We start from the raw sequence: 20,691 nt of genomic DNA on the forward strand, positions 1-20,691 counted from the left end.
AAAAAAATGATGAATTGCCCAAAGTGTGGACATGCGGCGCACACCCGGAGTAGCTTTCAGGTTACTGATAGCACGAAGGAACGCTACTGCCAGTGCCAGAACATTAATTGCGGCAGCACATTTGTAACCCATGAAACGATAGTACGGTTTATCGTAACGCCATCAATAATTAACAATGCCCCGCCACACCCTGCGCCGGGTGGTCAAGGGCACATGAATTTTTAAATTCAGAACCTGCTGCGGCAGGTTTTTTTATGCGTCAGGAATTTCACCAGTTTCTATAAAATGCACAAAACTTTCCTCATCAATGACGATCGTCCCCTTCATGCGTGCCGCATTAACTTTGGAAGGCCCGGCATTGTATCCGCAGCAGAGCATTTGCAGATTTTGAGTAACTGAACTTCGGACGGTTAGATTGTGCGCCTCGGCAACTTCAATCAAACGCTCTTTATCTGCCTTTTTGAAGCCTGTAAAACAGACATCAAAACTGAGGGTTTTGGGCTTGGTTACTTTGGTTAAATGAAGGTAGTTCTCGGGGAGGAAAGATTGGCAAGACCGTTGAGCTTCATCTGCAGATGAAAATTCCTGAAGGATTCTATCCTTTCGAAACGTCCTTATCGAATGAGCTGATTGGCATATCCCCTGAATGTGACTATCGCTGTGGCTAACATTGGTTATCGAATGTGCACCAATGCGTGCATTGGCATTGATGTAAACAAAATGCATTTCTTCCATGTGAATCACCTTTTTTACATAAACGGCTTCAGACGTTGATGAACGGTGGGCAAAGTGGCTGCCGCCATTTTGCCGCCACTACCAAAGAAAAAGGGGCTACGTTTTCACGTAACCCCTTGTTTTATTTGGTGGAGCTGGCGGGAGTTGAACCCGCGTCCGAAATTCCTACATCCTCGGTACTACATGCTTAGTCAGTCTTTACATTCGCCTGGCACCTGCGGATTGACACGCCACTACCAGACTAGCCTGATTAGATTTAACGCTTCGACCCCAGGCAAGGCGTCCACGCGATCTCTTTTGGGTTTGACCTCTCTTTGATCCCCGTCTTAAGAGCGGAAGCTAGGGAGAGAGGGCTCAGAGCAGGTTATTAAGCTGCTAAAGCGATGTTATCGTCGTTTGCGACTATTTTTTGCGGCTTTTTACGAGGCCAACCGCCCCTCGGCATGCACCTTGGGTTTCGCAAATCCCGTCGAATCCAGAATCAGCCCCAATGTGTTGCGCCGAGTATAACACTTTTATGCTCAGCGATGCCAGCCCCGCAGCGGAGGAAATCCATTGGCTGAATAACGCACGCCATGAGCAATAAATGAACAATATGCGTTGAGGAGGAGCGGGTTTTACGAGTGCGGCGCTGTGTCGCGCAAAGGTGATTCAAAGCCTATTATTTGTCGATGATAATAATTTCCGTTGTGAATAGTTTATTAATGAAATGTTCTCCCTATCTTAAATTTATTATTACCTTTCTATTTATTTTTGCTAAAGAGATATTCAGTATTACTTAAGTGGCTCTTTTAAATAGAGCGGTAGACTATTTTTAGAAAAATGATATCGGCTTATTTTATTATTTTATATTTGCGAAATCCCCTAGCCATTGTTATAGATTTGATAGCCATTATTGTTCATACAAATAAAATCAAAGCAATAACTTACTGTTTTTATAGTGATTTATCTGTTTTGCTTTATATTTTAATTATGAAATAAATATGACTTATCTCACAATTTCGCGGGCTGCCGCGCGGACGAGTCATTTTTGACGTTATGAGGAAATAAACATGGCCGAACAAAATAACCTCTCAGAGTCCGTGGACATAATTGGGCGCAAAAATAATGCCGTTGTGCATTATTCTGCCGGCGGCGATAAGGTTATCAATTTATCACAAAGCAGTGTGGTCAAAATTAACGCCTCGCCGGAGTCCGTTAGTTTTTATGAGCGCCAGGGAAATGACCTTATCGTTCATATGAAGGATGGGTCAGTGGTTCGCTACCAGCACTTCTTTACTCTGGACAGCGAAGGGCTGCATAGCGAACTGGTTTTTGAGGATCAAACCGGCGTTCATCACGCTGTTTTCCCTGCGGCAATAGAGGCGGGAGGAGCAACGGCTGCGGCGGCGATGATTGTCCCTACGTTTAGCGACGTGTCGTTGGGGTCATTGCTTGAAGGCGGATCGTCTTCAATGGCCGCGTTGGGGGGGCTGGCTTCCGTGCTGGCATTGGGCGGTATCGCGCTGGCAGCGAATAGCAATAGCGGCTCAGGTTCTGGTGGCTCGTCATCCTCAGGAAATAACGGCAATGGCAATGGCACCGGAAATGGCAACGAAAACGGTAATGGAAACGGCAACGGTAATGGCAATGGAAACGGTAATGGCAATGGCAATGGAAATGGAAATGGAAATGGTAACGGAAATGGGGAGAACCCCGGCCCGGTCATAACCGTTAAACCCTTTGCCGGGGATGACATTCTTAATTTCAGCGAGGCACAAAGCGGGCAAAACGTCAGTGGTACTGTCGCGGCCTCGCTGGCAGGCCGCGAAATTCGAGTGACCCTGGGCGGTCAAACTTTTACCGGGCATGTTAATGCCGACGGTAGCTGGCAGATTTTTCTGCCGTCATCTCTGTTGGCATCGCTGGCGGATGGCGCGGCATCGTTTACCGTTTCCATCACCGACAGCGCCGGGAAGGAGACGACGGTTACTCATACTTTCCAGGTTGATTCTAATGTCTCAGGGTTACCGCAAATCTATGCTAACCCTATTGCCAATGACTATAACATTGATGCCACGGAGTCCCGGCAGACGCTGGTGCTCACCGGTGGAACCTCGCATGTAGAAGCGGGCAGAACCGTTACCGTTATCCTGAATGGCGTGAAGTATTACGGCCAAACCGACAGCCAGGGGAACTGGCGTGTTGAAGTCCCTGATAGCGTTATGAAATCGCTGGTTAGCGGTCATTACGATATTACCGTCTCGGTGACGGATGCCGCTGGTAACGAGGCGAGCAAGCACTACGATGTCGCGCTGAAAACCAGCCTGCCAACGTTGACCGTGCTGCCGTTGACCGGTGATGACACGATCACCAGCGCCGAGCAGCAGACCAGCCAGTTGCTCAAAGGTACTAGCGCCAACGCCGAGCCTGGCAGCAAAGTGATGGTCACTATCAATGGCATCACCTATACCGGCACGGTGGGGAGCGACGGCAGTTGGTCTATTCTACTGCCTTCGGCGGCGATGAAAGCGTTGACGCCGGGGCAAGATACGTTGGTGGTTACGCTCACCGATGCGATGGGCCAGACGGTAACGAATAACCATACGGTCACGGTGAACAGTGGCGACAGTACGGCAATCGCGATTATCTCTACCGATGACTACCTGAATGCAGCCGAGTCGGCAGTGCCGCTGGAAATCCGTGGGACCAGCGTGGGATATACGGTCGGTGTGGTTATTACCGTGATGCTTAACGGGAAAAGTTATCCTGCGACAATTGACCCCGCAGGTAACTGGAGCGTGCTGATACCGGTTATCGATCTCGCGCAGTTGCCGGACGGCATTCAGCACGTTACGGCGACGATGACGGGAGGCGCATCGGGGACGGTGACGGATACGCGTGATATGACCGTGATTATCCATAATCTCCCGGCGCCTGGCCTGAATACGCCTTTTAGCGACGGTATTCTGAATGCCAATGAAGCGGCGCAAACCCAACTGCTGAGCGGCAACACGGGAGTGACCGGTGCTGGGCAGTCGGTGCGCGTACAGGTTGGAGATAAAACGTATCTGGCGACGGTTAATGCCAACGGTGACTGGCAGGTCAACGTGCCGTCGGCGGATTTACAAAACCTGCCGCAGGGCAGTAACACCATTATTGTGACCGCAACGGATGCGGCAGGTAACCAAAACACGCTTCAGAATACGGTAACGGTAGATACCCTGCCGCCAACGCTGAGCGTGCTGCCGTTTACCGGCGACAATATTCTTAACGCGACCGAAATGCTGACTGACCAGCAGTTGTCTGGGTTAGCATCTTCGGCGGATGCGGGTCGTCCGGTCACGGTGACGTTGAATAATATTGTGTACGCAACCACGGTGGGACCTGATGGCAAATGGTCGGTGACTATTCCAGCCTCTGACCTCCAGCATCTGCCTGCCGGAAGCAACACGATATCGGTCACTGTCACCGATGCCGCAGGCAACCCCAGCAGCGCAAAAGATGTGATCAGCGTAAAAACGACGATGCCGACGCTCACCGTTGCGCCGTTAACGGGTGACGATGTGCTGAATGGCGCAGAGGTCAAGCTCGACCAGGTGCTGCGCGGGAGCAGCACCAACGCCGAGCAGGGCAGTAAGATCCAGGTGACGATTGGCGGGCACACTTACACCACTACTGTCGGTTCAGACGGTAGCTGGCAGGTGGTCATTCCAGCGGCTGATCTCGCTAAACTGGCCAACGGTAAAAACGACCTCGATGTGATGTTGACGGACCTCACCGGTCAGACGGTTAACGTTGATCACACTGTGACGGTCAGCACCAGCACCAGCGGTATGGCTATCAGTATTATCGCCGTGGATAACTATCTTAATGCCAGCGAAGCCAGCCAGGGGATAACCCTTCAGGGGGCGAGCGTGGGGATCGCCAGCGGCACGACGGTGAATGTGGTGCTCAATGGTAAAACCTACACCGCGCTGATTGACGGCAACGGGCACTGGCAGGTGAATGTCTCGCCGCAGGATTTGCAGGCGTTGAAAGATGGCACGGCGACCGTCACGGCAACGGCGGTGACGACGAACGGAAACGTGCAGGATAGCCGTGATTTTACGGTGATGATTCACACGTTGCCGAACGCCAGTATCAACGTGCCGTTTGGTGACGGGGTATTAAACCAGGCAGAAAGCCAGCAAAACCAAGTGATTCAGGGGTCTACTGGTATCACCGGCGGGGCGCAAACGGTTCTTATCACCCTGAACGGTAGCAGTTGGCTGGCGAGCGTCGATGCCAACGGCAACTGGAGCGCGACGCTGCCGTTTGGCGCGCTTGATGTGCTGAGCAATGGTTCTACGCCGACCTTAACTGTGACCGTCACCGATGCTGCGGGCAACCAAAGCATTAAAAACATTACCTTTACCGTCGATACCCAACCACCGTCCATCATCATTAATCCGTTTGCCCAAGACGATGTGCTGAACGCCGCCGAGGCGAAAGTCAACCAGACGCTCTCTGGCTCGGTCGTCGGGGCGGAAGCTGGGCAGCCGGTTGTGGTGACGCTCAATGGCAATAAATACCTCACCACCGTTGACGCCAATGGGCATTGGCAGGTTACGGTGCCAGCCAATGACTTGCAGGCGCTGCGCGATGGGCAAAACACCCTCAGCGTGATCATTGCCGACCGCGCGGGCAACAGCACTACCGTTACCGACACGATAGACGTTCATATCAACCCGCAGAATATGCCTTCTTTAACCATCAATGTGGTGGCGGGTAACAATATTGTCGATGCCGCTGAAAAACAGGGGATCTTACATATCACTGGTACGGCGTCGCACGTGGAGGACGGGCAATTCGTCACCCTCATGTTGGATGGCGTAGGCGCATGGAAAGGTATTGTCATTGGCGGGGTGTGGAGCGTGGACTTGCCTGCCAATGTCGCCAGTATGCTGAATGATGGCAGCCATACGCTGACGGTATCGGTCAGCGATAAAGCCGGGAACAGCGGGCAAGTGTCGCAGATCTTTACGGTGGACAGCGCGCAAAGTGCTATCTCGGTGGATCAGGTAACCGGTGACGATCGGGTGAGCGCCTCGGAGATAACCGCTGGGGTGACGTTAACGGGGACCACCGCCAACGTGGCTCAGGGAACGATTATTTCGGTGATGCTGAACGGCAAAACGTATTTAAGCACCCCTGTGGACAGTAACGGTCGCTGGTCGCTGTTTATTACGCCTGCGGATGCAGCCGATATTGCCGACGGCACTGCAACGTTGAGCTACAGCGCAACGGATAAAGCGGGAAATCTGGTCAGCGGCGAGCATTCGTTTACGATAATTACCCACAATCAGCCTTCGGTTAGCGTCAATACGCCTTTTGGCGACGGGACTATCAACGCCAATGAACTGCAAAATGGTGGTGTGTTAACCGGCTCGACGGGGGCGATTGGCAGCGGGCAAACCGTGACGGTGACGATCAATGGCGCGATCTTGACGGCAACGGTAGGCGCAGACGGTCACTGGAGTGTGAATGTGCCTGGCAGCGTGTTACAAGGCCTGCCGGATGGGGCGCTGCCGCTGGTGATTACCGCCACGGACAGCGTAGGGAACTCAAGCCAGATAACGCCGTCGGTCAATGTTCATCAAACGCCGCTGCAACTAAGCATCGACGCGGTGACCAGCGACAACATTATCAATATTGCAGAGTCTGCCAGCCCGATATCCATCACCGGGACTGCCATGCCGTACGACGCGCAGCATAGCCAAAATGTGGTGGTGACGATTAACGGCCAAAGCTATACCACGCAAATCCAAAGTGATGGCACCTGGAAGATTACGCTGCCTGCGGGGGCGCTTGCTGGCGTGGCGGATGGGCCGCTGTCGATTACGGTTGCGGCAACGGATTACGCCGGTAATAGCTCAACGGTGAAAGGAAGCGCCACGCTGGATGCCTCGGCGGCGAATGCGCCAACGATAGCCATTAATGCGATTTCTTCCGACGATTACATTAACGCCAAAGAGGCGAACCAGTCGCTGATCCTCACCGGTACGACCACGCACGTTGAAGCCGGGCGCACGGTGACGGTGACGTTTAACGGGAAAACCTACTCGCCGCTGGTGCAGCCAGACGGTAGCTGGAGCGTGCCGCTGACCGCCAGTGACGTGAGCGCGCTGGCTGACGGGCAGCAAACGGTGCATGTCACGGTGACGGATGTCGCGGGCAACTCGGCGGTAGCCGATCGCACGGTCAACGTGATAAGCCATCCGGTCAACCTGCCGGGGCTGACCATGAACGTGATTGCCGGTGACGATATTATTAATGCGCAGGAGCATAACCAGGCGCTGACTATTACCGGCTCGTCCAGCAACCTGCCGGTGAACACCGTGGTGACGGTGACGCTTAACGGCAAAAGTTATACCGGCACTGTTTTAACCGGCGGTAACTGGAGTATTACCGTGCCGCAGGGCGATGTGCAGGCGCTGCAAAACGGCCAGCCGTATAACGTGACGGCAAGCGCGCAGGACGCCGCGAAGAACGATGCCTCGGCCGTTCATAACATTACCGTGGATACCCAGGGGCCATTGCTGAGCGTGACGTTGGATGGCTTCTTGCAAGATGGTGTGATTAACCTCGCCGAATCCCTGGTGACGCAGCTCCTCCACGGCAAAGCGGAAGCCGGTGCGACGGTTTCGATGGTGATAAATGGAAAAACACTGACCACTACTGCCAACGGTTCGGGCGACTGGTCGTTTACCTTGCAGCCTAACGATCTTCAGTCATTGACGCAGGGCAAGACGACACTAAAAGTGACGGCTTCCGATGCCGCCGGTAATACCTCGGATCAGGTGATTAATATTGATGTCGGCAATGCGGTGTCTCCGGTGCTGGCTATCACGAGTATGTATGGCGACGGCATTGTCAGCAAAGCGGAAGCGGCGGTGGCCGGTATTTTAAGCGGTACGTCCAGCGGTCTGGCGGTTGGCACGACGGTGACGGTGGTGATTAACGGTAAAACGGTCGGTAGCGGGATCGTCGGTGCTGGCGGTATCTGGACGGCGACCGTCGCCGCCAATGCGCTGGCAGGATTAGATAACGGCCAGTACACCGTCACTGTTAGCGCCAACGATAATTGGGGCAACCCGGCCAACGGCAGTAACTTGTTGGATGTGGTGGTAAAAGGGCCAACGGTCACGCTACCGACGAACCTGTTTGGCACGGATAATATCGTAAACCAGGTGGAAGCCGCCGCAGGGCAGATTCTCAACGGTAATACCGGCGTTGCGGGGATTGGACAAACCGTGACGGTGCTGATTGACGGCGTGCTGAAGGTCTCGGGGACGGTAGATGCCAGTGGTAACTGGTCGGTATTGCTGCCGCCGTCGATTCTGAGCGTGCTGGCAGACGGTGGGCATTCGCTGAAAGTCACCATCACCGATCGTGCGGGTAACTCGGCAGACAGCGGTAACGTCAACTTTGCCGCACACGTTGACGGCCTGCCCGTGCCGCAGTTGATTCCGCCGTTTAGCGATGGCGTACTGAACGCCAGTGAAGCCCTCGCGGGTGGCGCACTGACCATCAACACCGGCATTAACGCCTCATTGGTCGGCAGTGTTCTGGTGAGCATCAACAATGGTGCGGCGGTGGGGGCGACGCTGGTTAACGGCGTCTGGACGCTGAATCTCGACAGCGGCACGCTACAGTTGCTGAACAACGGCTCGATTCCGGTCAAAATTATCGTCACCGATATCTACGGCAACATCGCCTCCGGTAATGGTAGCTTCACCGTGCAAACGACGCTGCCCACTGTCACTATCGCCACGCCGTTTGGTGACGGCATCCTCAACAGCCTGGAAAGCGGAGCCTCGCAGACGATTACCGGTTCAACAGGGCTGAAAGGTTTGGGGCAGTCGGTATTGTTGACTATTAACGGCCATACCATTGACCCGAAATTCACCAGCGTCGATGCCAACGGCAACTGGACGGTGACGTTAAGTGCGACGGATTTGCTCGGTATTGGTCAGGGAACGCAGACGATAACGGTAAAAGCCACCGATGCTTATGGCAACAGCGATTCAAGCTCGAAAACCTTTACTGTCCACACGTCGCTACCCACACCGTCCGTCGATTCGCTGTTCGGTGGTGACGGCATTCTTAATATCGACGAAGCCAAACAGGCCATTACCCTCAGCGGTAAAACCGGGATTATCGGTGGCAATCAGTTGGTGAAAGTCACCATTGATGTAAACGGTACGCCGTACACGGCGGATGTCGATGCCAACGGTAACTGGATCCTGACGCTTCCGGGCGGCACGCTGAGTGGTTTGTCCGGTTCGCCGCATCAGTTGATTATCACCGCCACTGACCAGTACGGTAACTCCACAACCATTAATCCGTCGTTCAACGTGGCGTTTTCGACGCCGACGGTGGCGATTACCGGTACGCCGTTTGGCGATGGGATGTTAAATATCGCCGAGGCGGGCACAGGCCTTACGCTCAATGGGACGTTTAATTCCAGCTACGCAAAAGACAGCACTATTGTGATTAGCGTCGGCGGGAAGACCTTCACCGTACCTGCCGCGAATATTAACGTGGCGAATGGCACCTGGAGCTATACCTTCGCACCGAATGAACTGGGCGGGCTGACCAGCGGGACGGGGAATTTGACCGTCAGCATCACCGACGGCGCGCATAACACCGGTAGCGTTAGCTCGTCGGTTACGGTGGCGCTTAATGCGCCGACGGTGACTATCAATGGCGGGCTGTTTGGCGGCGACGACAAGTTGAGCTATGCCGAAAGCCTGGTGGCGCAAACTATCACCGGGACGACGACGGGTATCGAAGCTGGCCAACAGGTGACGGTACATCTGAATGGCAAAAGTTTTACGACGACAGTGCTGGGCAACGGAAGCTGGAGCGTGACCTTACAGCCAGTCGATCTTTTGGGGCTGACGACCGGTCAGCTTACCGCCACGGTCACCGACGCGGCGAAAAACCCAGCCACATCGCCTGCGATTTCAGTTGATGTCGATTTAACACCGTCGCCGTCGCTGGCGCTGAATAGCCCCGGTGGTGATGGTTACTTTAATAGCAGTGAAATGTCCGGCCTGAACATTACGTTTAGCGGCGAGTCTGCCAACCTGCCGCTGAATACCCTGGTGACAATAACCATCACCGGGCCAGATTTGCTCCCTCGTATCATCACGGGATTGACCGATCCTTTAGGGCACTGGACATCTCCGCTGTTAACGCTGGGGCTGCCTGACGGCAACTACACCATCACCGCCGAGGCGGATGGCAAAACGGTCACCGGTTCCTTTGTGATTGATACGACGTTGCCGACGGTATCGATGAATCCGCTGACTGGCGATAATGTTATCAACGCCAGCGAAGCGAGCGCGAACCAGTTGTTAAGCGGTACGGCAAGCCTGGCGGATATTGGGCAATCGGTGGTTATCAAGCTCGGCGGTCACACCTATCATGCGATCGTTCAGCCGGGGGGAACCTGGTCTGTATCGATCCCATCGGGCGATCTCCAGGGCTTAGGCCAGGGATCGCAGACCATTGAATTAAGCCTGACGGATAAGGCTGGCAATATTTCACCGCCGTATAGTCAGACTATCACCGTCGATACCTCCGCGCCGTTACTGGCTATCGATGCCTTAAGCCTGCCTGCGGTGCTGACCACGGTAAACGGCGCGTCTGGGCTGATATTAAACGGCACGGGTGAGCCGGAGAGTACGTTCACCCTGACGATTGGCCCGATAAGCTGGAGTGGCACTGTCGGCCTTGATGGCAAATGGAGTTATACCTTCCCGAAAATCGAGTTGAATAAACTTACCGATGGTGTGCAGTCGATTAGCATTCATGCGACCGACAACGCCGGTAACGTCTATGACAATAGCGTGACTCTCAACGTCGCCTTGAACCAGGGGCTTGGCGCGGTCATTGATAATGTGTTCGGTAATAACGGCCTGCTGAACGTCGCGGAGTCGCTCATCACGCAGACCTTAACCGGTCATCTTACCGGCGATTATCGCGGTGCGACCGTCACGCTGAATATCCTGGGGATTAAAATCCCTGTGTCGGTGGCGGGGGATGGCACATTCAACGTCCAGTTGCCGCCGTCACTCTGGGCTGGGCTGACTGATGGCCCGCTGCTGGGGGTAAGTCTGGATGTTAAAGACCCTAACGACAACGTGGTGAATAAAAGCGTCGATATTAAGGTTGCGCTCTCAAGCGTTCCGGTGCTGGGCAGCATTGTTGCGGCGGGCGATAACATTATTAACGCCATCGACAGCCAGAGCGATCAGCTGATTAGCGGCACGATTAATAACGTGGCGCAGGGCGCAACGGTAGTGCTGAAAATTGGTGGGCAGACGATTACCGCCATTACCGATGCCAGCGGGCACTGGACGGCGACGCTGTCTAAAGCACTGCTTAGTGCGCTACCGGATGGGTTGGCGACCATTAACGTATCGGTGACGGATACCAACGGTAACGGCAATACCACCAACGGTTCACTCAATTTAACCGTGCTGACGCACAATCTACCGACGATTCAACTGAACCCTCTGTTTGGCGATGGCATTCTGAGCCTGACGGAACTGGCGAGCGGTGTGATATCCGGAACGGCGAGCGGGCTGGCGGGCAGAACTATCTCCATTACCTTGAACGGCGGCAATGTATTGACTGCGCAAGTGGGCAGCAATGGCCAGTGGTCTGCCAACCTGACGCCGGATGTGACGGCCTATTTGCAAGGCCTGGGGACGGGGACGGTTTCCGTGGCGGTGTCGGCGACCGACAGCGCCGGTAACGAGGCTAAAGCCGGTGCATCGTTGGGTCTGGATCTGCTCAAGCCGATACTTAACGGCATCACGCTGTTTGGCGACGGGCTGCTGAATGCCACCGAAGCGCTGCTCAACCAGACCATCAGCGGTACGGTGGGGAACGCGCCAATTAACTCGGCGATTACGGTGGCGATTGGCGGCAAAGTCTTTGTGGGCTTAACCGACGGTAACGGCAACTTCTCAATCAGCCTGAAACCGGGTGATCTGGCCGGTCTGGCAGACGGCACATGGACGCCGGTGGTCACTATTACTACCCCGGACGGCAACACTGCGACGGTGAATGCGCCGCAGGTGATCGTCGGGATCAATAAAGTGCCGAGTATCGTACTGAACACGCTTTTCGGCGGCGATGGTTATCTCAACCATGCCGAAGCGATAGCCGACCAGACGATCAGCGGCACGGTGACCAACCTGACCAGCGGCACAGTGCAGCTGATGGTTGGCAGCACGCTGCTGACCGCCAATATTAAAGGCGACGGTAGCTGGACTGCCAATGTACCGGCCAGCCTGCTGAGCGCGCTGAGCGATGGCAATTTCTCGGTTACCGCGACGGTCACGGATGCGGCGGGTAACGTCGCCAGCAGTAATAAATTGATTGATGCGATTGTGAATAAGCTGCCATCGCTGTCGGTGAATACCATTTTTGGCGATGGGGTGCTCAGCCTCAGCGATTTGTTGAGCGCGCAGCTTATCAGCGGTAGCTCGACAAATCTGGCGGCGGGCACGGTGATTAACATTAAGCTCGGCCCGTTGAGCTATACCACGACGGTGGGCGCAAACGGCAGTTGGCAGGTGTCGTTGCCGGTGCTTGACCTTAAAACGCTGCTGGACGGTAACTTCACCGTCAGCGTAAGCGCCAAAGATGCGGCGGGCAACCCGGCATCCGCATCGGGCGGCCTCTCTGTGGGTATCCACCTCTTGCCAACGCTGACGCTGGATCCGCTGTTTGGTGATAACGGGCTGAATATTAACGAGGCGAAATCCGGGCAGACGATTTCGGGAACCTCAACCAACGCGATTGGCGGCCAGATCACTATTACGCTCAATGGTAAAAATTACACCACCGTTGTGGGGAGCAACGGTAGCTGGTCGGTACAGGTTTCGCAGGCTGATTTAAGCGCGCTGGCAGAAGGGGCTACGACGGTGACCGCGAAGGTGAGCAACCTGGCCGATACCGTCAACTCGTTGACCCAGACGCTGAACGTGATTAACCACACCGTACCTACAGTCACGCTGGGTAGCCTGTTTGGTAATGACGGCTTCCTGAATGTGAGTGAAGCGAGCAATGGGCAACTGCTAACCGGGACGGTGACCAGCGCGCTGCCGGGGGCAACCGTGCAGGTGACATTAGGCACGCTGGTGGTCAATGCGGTGGTGACGGGGAATACCTGGTCGCTGAACCTGACTTCTGCGCAGTTGAATGCGCTAGGCAATGGGCCGCTGTCGGTGGGTGTGAAGGTTATCGATGCGGTGGGGAACACCAACAGCACCTCGAATACCAATGTGACGGTGAAACTGACCACCCCAATACTGACGCTAAATGCGTTGGCGACCCTGAACCTGGTCACGCTGTTGACTCAGGGGCTGACGCTGAGCGGCAGCTCGCAGTTCCTCGGCGGTGGCGCGCGCGTCAGCATTTCTCTGGCCGGTAAAACGCTGGGGGCGGACGCGATAACCAACCCTGATGGCACCTGGTCGGCGAAGTTCTCGCTGGGGCTGGATATCTTAACGCAACTGCTCTCTTTGCAAATCCTTGATATCTCCGCGACCGATTCTGCGGGCAACACCGGAACGCTGCATGTCGGGCTGGACGGTAAGCCGATTGTGAGCCCGGCATCGATGCAGGTCGAAAGCGCTGATACTCATACCATGTCGTTACTGGCGGCGTCTGACTCGGCGAATGACAGCAATACCACGACGCCGAATAGCAACTCGTCAACGTCCTCGTCGGCGAATAACGCGACGGACGGCAGCGATAGCCATAGCAATACCGATACTACCGCGACGCTCAACTCGTTCACTATCGGCGGCGTGAGTATTGATCTGGCGGATGGCACATCCCACAGCGGCGATAGCGCGCAGGGCGGTTCCGGTAACGACACCATTCACCTTTCTTCACTGGGCTTTAGCCATATCGATGGCGGCATGGGCATTGATACGTTGGTGCTCGATGGCGTGAATATCAACCTCAACCTGATCCAGCAAGGGAGCACTATCCAGAATATTGAAATCTTCGACCTTGGGAAGTCCGGGACGAACTCCATCACGCTGAATCTTAACGATGCGATAACGGTAAAAGACACGCCGCAGGATAACCTGCTGATTAAAGGCGTCAACGGTGACCAGGTGAACTTGGTTCACGGGCAGGGTGACCTATGGGCGGTGAGCGGCCAACGTGAGGTTAACGGTGTCTCTTACGATGTTTACCACAACAGCTCGCAGGGCAACACGTTGGGAGATGTCCTGATTCAGCAAGGGGTTCATGTCAACCTGATCTAAAAATCGAGAAAGCCTCAAGGATGAGGCCATTTTTGTAGGCGTAAAAAATATCACCACGGGCAACCCAAAGGTGGAAACATGAAGAACAACGTATACGCGTTATTGTTGGTCGCGTTGGCGATGAGTGCGCCAACCTATGGAGAAGAAAATGTTCGCTGGCAGTTTGCGCCCGAGGAGCAGCTTCAGGCGCAGCTAACCATCAAAGAGGCCATCTTACGTGCGTTTGCGCGTAACCCGAAAATTGCGCAGGCCGCCGCGCAAATTCGTGTCGGCCAGGCGAATAAAAAAGAGGCGCAGAGCGCATGGTTCCCGCAGGTGTCGTTGCAGGGGAACGCCGGACGTAGCCACCAGACAGACTCCTCCGGTTCGCTGAACAGCAATGGTTCAGCGGGGATTAGCCTGAAACAACTGATTTACGATTTTGGCAAAACCAACGGCAGTATTGATGAGCAAAATAACTTAACCGAAGCGTATCGCTATGAGCTTTACGGCACGCTGAATGAAGTGGGGATGCAAACGTTGCAGGCTTACCTGCAAGTGAAGCGTTACCAAATGTTGGTGCTGGCGAGCGAGCGCAATAAAAACTCGTTGCAGGGCATTAACGACATGGCTGTGATGCGCGCTGACGCGGGGCTAAGCTCTGACTCGGACGAGCTACAGGCACAGTCGCGTATTGCGGGGGTGAATGCCACTCAGGCGCAATATACCTCGCAGATGCAGTCCGCGCAGGCTTACCTGTCGGTTTTGACCGGCATTAAAGCCGAAACGCTGCCGGATTTGCCGCAATCACTGTTGCAGCAAAAAATCACCCTCCAGTCTTTCCCCTATTCCACCAATAACCTGGTGCGCAGCGCGCAGTCACGCCAGCAGGCGGCGGCGGAGCGTATTCGCCAGGCCGAAGCGCAGCATTGGCCGACGCTCTCGGTGCAGGCCGGACGCACGCGTTATCAAAGCAGTAGCAGCGGTAACTACTGGGATGACCAGGTCCAGTTTGTGGTCAGCGCACCTATCTATCAGGGCGGGGCGGTCAGCGCCCGTGTGGACGCCGCCGAAAGTGACCGCGCCAGCGCACAGGCGGGCATCGAGTCGAGCAAACTTGATATCAACCAGAAAGCCGCCACGGCGTGGGCCGACCTTTCCGGCGCACAGTTGCGCGAGCAGGCGGGGGAGCAACAAAAAGTCAGTGCCAATCGGGCGCGGGTGGTGTACCGCGATGAGTACAAGCTCAGCAAGCGCAGCCTGAACGATTTACTCAGCGTCGAGCAGGATGTTTTCCAGGCCGAAGTGGCGGAAATTACCGCTCGCTATGACGCCTGGGATGCGGCAGTGCGCTACGCCGCAGCGGCAGATAATTTGCTCGATATGTTGGGGATTGAACGCAGCCAGACTATCGGTGATTCCTTACCGTCCCTGTAGTAGTTAAGACCCAGGAGAAGTTATGCAACAGACGACATCAGAGAGTTGGGTCAATGTAATGGTGCGCGCTGCGGGGTGTTTTGGTTTACCGGTGGAACCTCTGGCTGTTAGCCAGCAGATGCGCTGGTTTGAATCACTGCCCCTGGCGCAGCGCCTGGAACGGCTAAGCCATCTTGTCGGGCTTCAGATTCGTATTACGCCAAAAGCGAAAGTGCGCTGGAGCTCGCAAAATATGCCGATCATCGCACAGGTTGAAAGCGGCGAACTGCTGCTACTTGAGAGGCTGGACGCAGAAGGCATCGTGACCTATTGGGCCATTGATAATGGCGAACTGGTTCGCGAGGAGCCGCTTGAAGAACTCAAAGAGCGGCTGCTGGATTCGGTGGTATTGCTTGGGATTGCCGATCGGGGCCGCGATTCGCGCATCGATGAGTTTACCCGCCCGTGGGAAGAACACTGGTTTTGGAAGCATTTTCGCCACAGCGGCAGAAAACTGGCTGAGATCTCGCTGGCGTCGGTGCTGGGTAACGTGCTGGCGCTGGGCGGGATTTTATTCTCCACCCAGGTTTACGATCGCGTGATCCCCGCGCAGTCATTTCCCACGTTATGGGTGCTGTTTGTGGGCGTTTTGCTTGCTGCGGTGATGGAGTTTTCCATCCGTCTGGCGCGTACGCATATCTCCGACATTATGGGTAAGCATATCGACCTGCGCGTTTCGTCGATGTTTTTTGCCCGCGCGCTAGCCATTAAGAATGACGCGCGGCCAAAATCGACCGGCTCGTTTATCTCACAGCTTCGTGAAATCGACCAAGTGCGTGAACTGTTAACCTCAACCACCGTTGGCGCGGCGATGGATATGCCGTTCGTACTGCTGTTTTTGCTGATTATGGCGGCGGTTGGCGGGCCGTTGGTGATTATTCCAATTATTGCTATTCCGTTGATTATTATTCCTGGCCTGCTGGTGCAATGGCCGATGGCGCGGCTTGCCAAAGAGGGGATGCGCGAAAGCGCCATTCGTAATGCGGTGCTGGTGGAAGCCATTGAAGGGATTGAAGATATCAAAGCGTTGCAGGCCGAGCCTTATTTCCAGCGCCAGTGGGAACACACTCACGCGGTGGGCGCATCGATAGGGATGAAGCAGCGTGTGTGGGGCGCGCGCCTTAGCGGCTGGGCCTCCAGCGTTCAGCAAATTACCTACGGCGGGATGCTGGTGCTGGGCAGTTATCTGGTGCTGGACGGCTCCATCACCACCGGGACGATGGTGGCCTGTAGCTTGTTGTCCTCGCGAACCATTGCGCCGTTAATGCAACTGACAATGGTCTTTTCTCGCTGGCAACATGCTAAATCGGCGATGACCGGGCTGAATGAGTTGCTGAAAAAACCGTTGGATAAAGAAGCCGATAAACGAATGGCGCACTGTCCGGTATTGGCGGGCCATTATCAGGTCCAGCAAATGCAGTACAGCTATGACGTTGAAAAAGGCGAACAGGCGTTGAATATCGAAGGGCTGGAAATTAAGCCTGGCGAACGCGTCGCCATCCTCGGGAAAACGGGCGTGGGGAAATCGACGTTGCTGCGCTTGCTGTCAGGGCAGGTACAGGCGACCAAAGGCAAAATTATTATTGATGGCGTGGATATCGCGCATATCGACCCTGGCGACGTGCGGCGGCAGATTGGCTATTTATCGCAGGATTCACGGCTCTTTTTTGGCACTCTGCGGCAAAACTTGATGCTCGGTCACCCACATGCGACCGACGCCGAGCTGATTCAGGCGCTGCGGATTAGCGGGGCGATAAATCTGGTGCAGCAGGATGCCGCCAGCCTTGACCGGATGATCAATGAGGGCGGGCGAGGGTTGTCCGGCGGGCAGCGGCAAATGGTGTTGCTCAGCCGCATGATTGTGCGTAATCCGCAAATTGTCCTGCTGGATGAGCCGACGGCTTCGATGGATGAACAACTTGAAGAATGGGTTATTCGCCAGCTCCATCAATGGCTAACCGGACGCACTCTGGTGCTGGTCACGCATCGCCCGGCGCTGCTCAAGCTGGTAGACCGAATTGTGGTGCTGGAGAACGGCAAAGTGATGGCCGATGGCCCGCGCGATACGCTGCTGAATCAGGCGCGGCACAATAGCAATGTGGCTTCCATAGGCTGAGGAGTGACGCGATGATTGAAGCAAAAATGCAGGAAGAGCTTAAGCGGCAGAGCCGCATTTCTTCTTCCGTAGTGTGGTTGACGTTGCTCGGGATGGTCGGTTTTTTTCTGTGGGCTCGCTGGGCCATGTTGGATGAAGTGACGGTGGGAACCGGCAAAGTGACGCCCTCCACCCATGCGCAGGTGATTGAAAGCCTTGATGGCGGCATCGTCAGCGCGCTGATGGTGAAAGAGGGCGATATCGTGGCGCGCGGGCAGATGTTGGCGCGGCTCGACCAGACCCGTTTTCAGTCTAACTATGGCGAGGCGGCGGTGAGAGTCCGTGCGCTGCGTGCTTCCAGCGAGCGCTTGCGCTCGGAACTGACCGGACAACCGCTGGCGTTTAGTGCGGAATCCTTAAAAGAACCGGCGCTGGTGGCGCGTGAGCGGCAGTTGTATGACTCAAGGCGGCGCAATTTAACGGAAACAGTCGCCAACCTGCAAAAAACGCTTCAGTTGGTGAATGCGGAAATCAAAATGACCAAACCGCTGGTGGCGAAAGGCGCGGCGGGCGAAGTGGAGGTGATTCGCCTGTCGCGTCAGGCTACTGAATTACAGGGTAAAATTGATGAGGCACGAAACCAGTACGCGGTGCGCGCGCGTGAAGAACAGGTCAAAAACGACGCTGATTTAGATGCGCAGCTCCAGGTGATGGCGGGGAAAGCCGATCAGGTAGAACGCGCATCGCTGTTTTCACCGGTACGTGGGGTCGTTAAAGATATTCAGGTCAATACGGTGGGCGGGGTGCTGCAACCGGGCGGTAAGCTCATGGAGATTGTGCCACTGGAAGATCAACTGCTGATTGAGTCGCGCATCAACCCGCGTGATATCGCCTATATTCGCCCAGGACTTCCGGCGACGGTAAAAATTACGGCGTATGATTCGTCGATTTATGGCGACCTTAAAGGCACGGTAGAAGTGGTGTCACCGGATACGTTGCAAGATGAAGTGCGTCGCGACCAGTTTTACTATCGGGTGTATGTGCGTACTTCGCAGGCTGAGCTGGTCAACAAGCAGGGGAAACGTTTTGCGATTATGCCGGGGATGGTGGCGAACGTGGAGATTAAAACGGGGCAGAAATCAGTGCTCGATTATCTGATTAAGCCGCTGAACAAAATCAACGAAGCCTTACGCGAACGGTAAAAATAACGGCGCTTGCCCGCAGGTTGCAGGCAAGTGCTGTCTGATTATCGCCCTGCGTGTTTCATAATGCGGGCTTTATCCAACTGCCATTCACGGTCTTTAAGATCAGAGCGCTTGTCGTGCTGTTTCTTACCTTTCGCCACGCCGATTTTGACTTTACACCAGGCGTTCTTCCAGTACAGCGACAGCGCAACCACGGTATAGCCTTCACGGTTGATGCGGCCATACAGGTTGTCCAGCTCGCGCTGGTTGAGCAGCAGTTTACGGGTGCGTGTTGGGTCGCACACGTAGTGGGTAGAGGCTACGGCCATTGGGGTAAAGTTAGCGCCAAACAGGTAAGCCTCGCCATCTTTTAAGATAACGTAGCTATCGCCAATGTTGGCTTTGCCTGCGCGCAGGGATTTTACTTCCCAACCCTGAAGTGCAAGACCCGCTTCCAACTCTTCTTCAATAAAGTATTCGTGGCGGGCGCGTTTATTCAGCGCAATGGTGGCCGATCCAGGTTTGTGTGCTTTTTTCTTCGTCATAATGTCCTGAAGTCATCGCTAATCAAACATAGCCTCAAGCTCCCGCGAGGCGCAATGCGTTATCTTAGCATGATATCAACGGTGTCCGTTTTTTTTAACAGTAGATAAATGATACTATTTACGCCGTGTTTGATCATGGAAATTGCTATGCCTCAGATTAGCCGTACTGCACTGGTTCCTTATAGCGCAGAGCAGATGTATCAACTGGTGAATGATGTAAATGCCTACCCGGATTTTCTTCCTGGTTGTACAGGCAGCCGAGTTCTGGAGTCAGGGCCGACGCAAATGACTGCGGCGGTGGATGTTTCAAAAGCAGGCATCAGTAAGACCTTTACCACGCGTAATATCTTAACCAGCAACCAGAGCATCCTGATGCATCTGGTCGATGGGCCATTCAAGAAACTGATTGGTGGCTGGAAGTTTACGCCATTGAGCCATGACGCCTGCAAAATTGAGTTTCATCTCGACTTTGAGTTTACCAATAAGCTGATTGAGCTGGCGTTTGGTCGCGTCTTTAAAGAGCTGGCGCTGAATATGGTGCAGGCGTTTACGATGCGCGCCAGAGAGGTATATCGTGTCGGGTAAAATCGTTGTTGAAGTGGCCTATGCGTTGCCGCAGAAACAATATCTGCAGCGGGTGACGCTGGAAGAAGGGGCGACGGTTGAACAGGCCATTCAGGCCAGCGGTCTGCTGGCGCTGCGTGATGACATCGACCTGAGCAAAAACAAAGTGGGTATTTATAGCCGCCCGGTAAAGCTACAGGATGAAGTTCACGATGGCGATCGGGTTGAGATTTATCGCCCATTAATCGCCGACCCGAAAGAGCTACGTCGCCAGCGTGCGGAGAAGTCAGTCCAGAGTAAGGGATAAGTTCGTTCTGCTTTGTGATCGAGAAATAAAAAAAGCGCTCATTGAGCGCTTTTTTTGAAACCTGCGGCTTAGTTTTTGGTCAGCGCCGGTTTATTGTCGATATTGGTTAGCACACCGCTGCTGTTGAAGGTCAGCGTCAGCGTTTGCTGAGTGACTTTTTCATGTCCAGGTTGCTGGCGGAAAACATAGAACCAGGTATTGGTGCCGAATGGGTCGGTCATCATCGGCGTACCTAAGGTATAAGCCACCTGTTGTTGCGTCATGCCAGTACGGATTTTGGCAACATCGTTTGGTACCAGGTAGTTCCCCTGACTAATATCAGGACGGTAAACCACTCGCTCCAGAGTGGAACAGCCTGCAGTCATCATCAGAAGAACCGCTGCGGCGGCAGTCAGCGTTTTACAGCGCATAGTGATTTGATTCCTTTTCGGGCCCGAGCAGTACGCGGCTCATATGTAATATGCCGATGATAATAGACCTGACG

General features: G+C 54.6%; 10 protein-coding genes and 1 other RNA gene. 7 read left to right on the forward strand and 4 right to left on the reverse strand.

Translation table 11 applies throughout. The annotated features are described in order from the left end of the window. The first annotated feature begins 6 nt into the window (after nt 1-6). Nucleotides 7-225: an ogr/Delta-like zinc finger family protein gene (locus AC6I4B_RS06095; RefSeq protein ID WP_497771960.1), complete on the forward strand. Its 219-nt coding sequence runs from the start codon at nt 7-9 to the stop codon at nt 223-225. Nucleotides 226-252: 27 nt separating this feature from the next. Here AC6I4B_RS06095 and AC6I4B_RS06100 read toward each other — a convergent pair whose 3' ends face one another. Together AC6I4B_RS06100 and ssrA are read right to left on the reverse strand one after the other, a co-directional pair. Further along, nucleotides 253-735 carry a BRCT domain-containing protein gene (locus AC6I4B_RS06100; RefSeq protein WP_497770333.1) on the reverse strand — a complete coding sequence of 161 codons (483 nt, stop codon included), beginning with the start codon at nt 733-735 and terminating at the stop codon, nt 253-255. A gap of 126 nt (nt 736-861) precedes the next feature. Continuing rightward, nucleotides 862-1,224, reverse strand: a transfer-messenger RNA (tmRNA) gene (gene ssrA, locus AC6I4B_RS06105). 563 nt (nt 1,225-1,787) lie between these two features. On the opposite strand from ssrA, the gene AC6I4B_RS06110 reads away from it, so the two are divergent. The 4 genes from AC6I4B_RS06110 (at nt 1,788) to AC6I4B_RS06125 (ending at nt 18,809) form a co-directional block, all read left to right on the forward strand. Beyond that, a complete protein-coding gene (locus tag AC6I4B_RS06110; RefSeq protein ID WP_497770335.1) occupies nt 1,788-14,057 on the forward strand; it encodes an Ig-like domain-containing protein in 12,270 nt (4,089 codons plus the stop codon). A 78-nt stretch (nt 14,058-14,135) separates the two neighbouring features. Next, nucleotides 14,136-15,473, forward strand: coding sequence for a TolC family outer membrane protein (locus AC6I4B_RS06115; RefSeq protein ID WP_497770336.1), 1,338 nt, complete (start codon nt 14,136-14,138; stop codon nt 15,471-15,473). Between the two features lie 22 nt (nt 15,474-15,495). Next, nucleotides 15,496-17,628 carry a type I secretion system permease/ATPase gene (locus AC6I4B_RS06120; protein ID WP_497770338.1) on the forward strand — a complete coding sequence of 711 codons (2,133 nt, stop codon included), beginning with the start codon at nt 15,496-15,498 and terminating at the stop codon, nt 17,626-17,628. An 11-nt stretch (nt 17,629-17,639) separates the two neighbouring features. Next, a complete protein-coding gene (locus tag AC6I4B_RS06125; RefSeq protein WP_497770339.1) occupies nt 17,640-18,809 on the forward strand; it encodes a beta-barrel domain-containing protein in 1,170 nt (389 codons plus the stop codon). A gap of 44 nt (nt 18,810-18,853) precedes the next feature. On the opposite strand, the gene smpB is transcribed toward AC6I4B_RS06125, so the two are convergent. After that, complete coding sequence (gene smpB, locus AC6I4B_RS06130) at nt 18,854-19,336, reverse strand: SsrA-binding protein SmpB (protein ID WP_497770341.1); 483 nt, start codon at nt 19,334-19,336, stop codon at nt 18,854-18,856. 147 nt (nt 19,337-19,483) lie between these two features. On the opposite strand from smpB, the gene AC6I4B_RS06135 reads away from it, so the two are divergent. Continuing rightward, nucleotides 19,484-19,921: a type II toxin-antitoxin system RatA family toxin gene (locus tag AC6I4B_RS06135; RefSeq protein WP_497770343.1), complete on the forward strand. Its 438-nt coding sequence runs from the start codon at nt 19,484-19,486 to the stop codon at nt 19,919-19,921. After that, nucleotides 19,911-20,207: an RnfH family protein gene (locus AC6I4B_RS06140; RefSeq protein ID WP_497770344.1), complete on the forward strand. Its 297-nt coding sequence runs from the start codon at nt 19,911-19,913 to the stop codon at nt 20,205-20,207. Before AC6I4B_RS06135 ends, AC6I4B_RS06140 begins: the two co-directional genes overlap by 11 nt. Before the next feature lie 68 nt (nt 20,208-20,275). Here the strand turns inward: AC6I4B_RS06140 and bamE are convergent, their stop codons facing one another. Then, nucleotides 20,276-20,617 carry an outer membrane protein assembly factor BamE gene (bamE, locus tag AC6I4B_RS06145; RefSeq protein WP_497770346.1) on the reverse strand — a complete coding sequence of 114 codons (342 nt, stop codon included), beginning with the start codon at nt 20,615-20,617 and terminating at the stop codon, nt 20,276-20,278. Nucleotides 20,618-20,691: the final 74 nt, after the last annotated feature.

The organism is Kluyvera fluvialis, assembly GCF_059725275.1.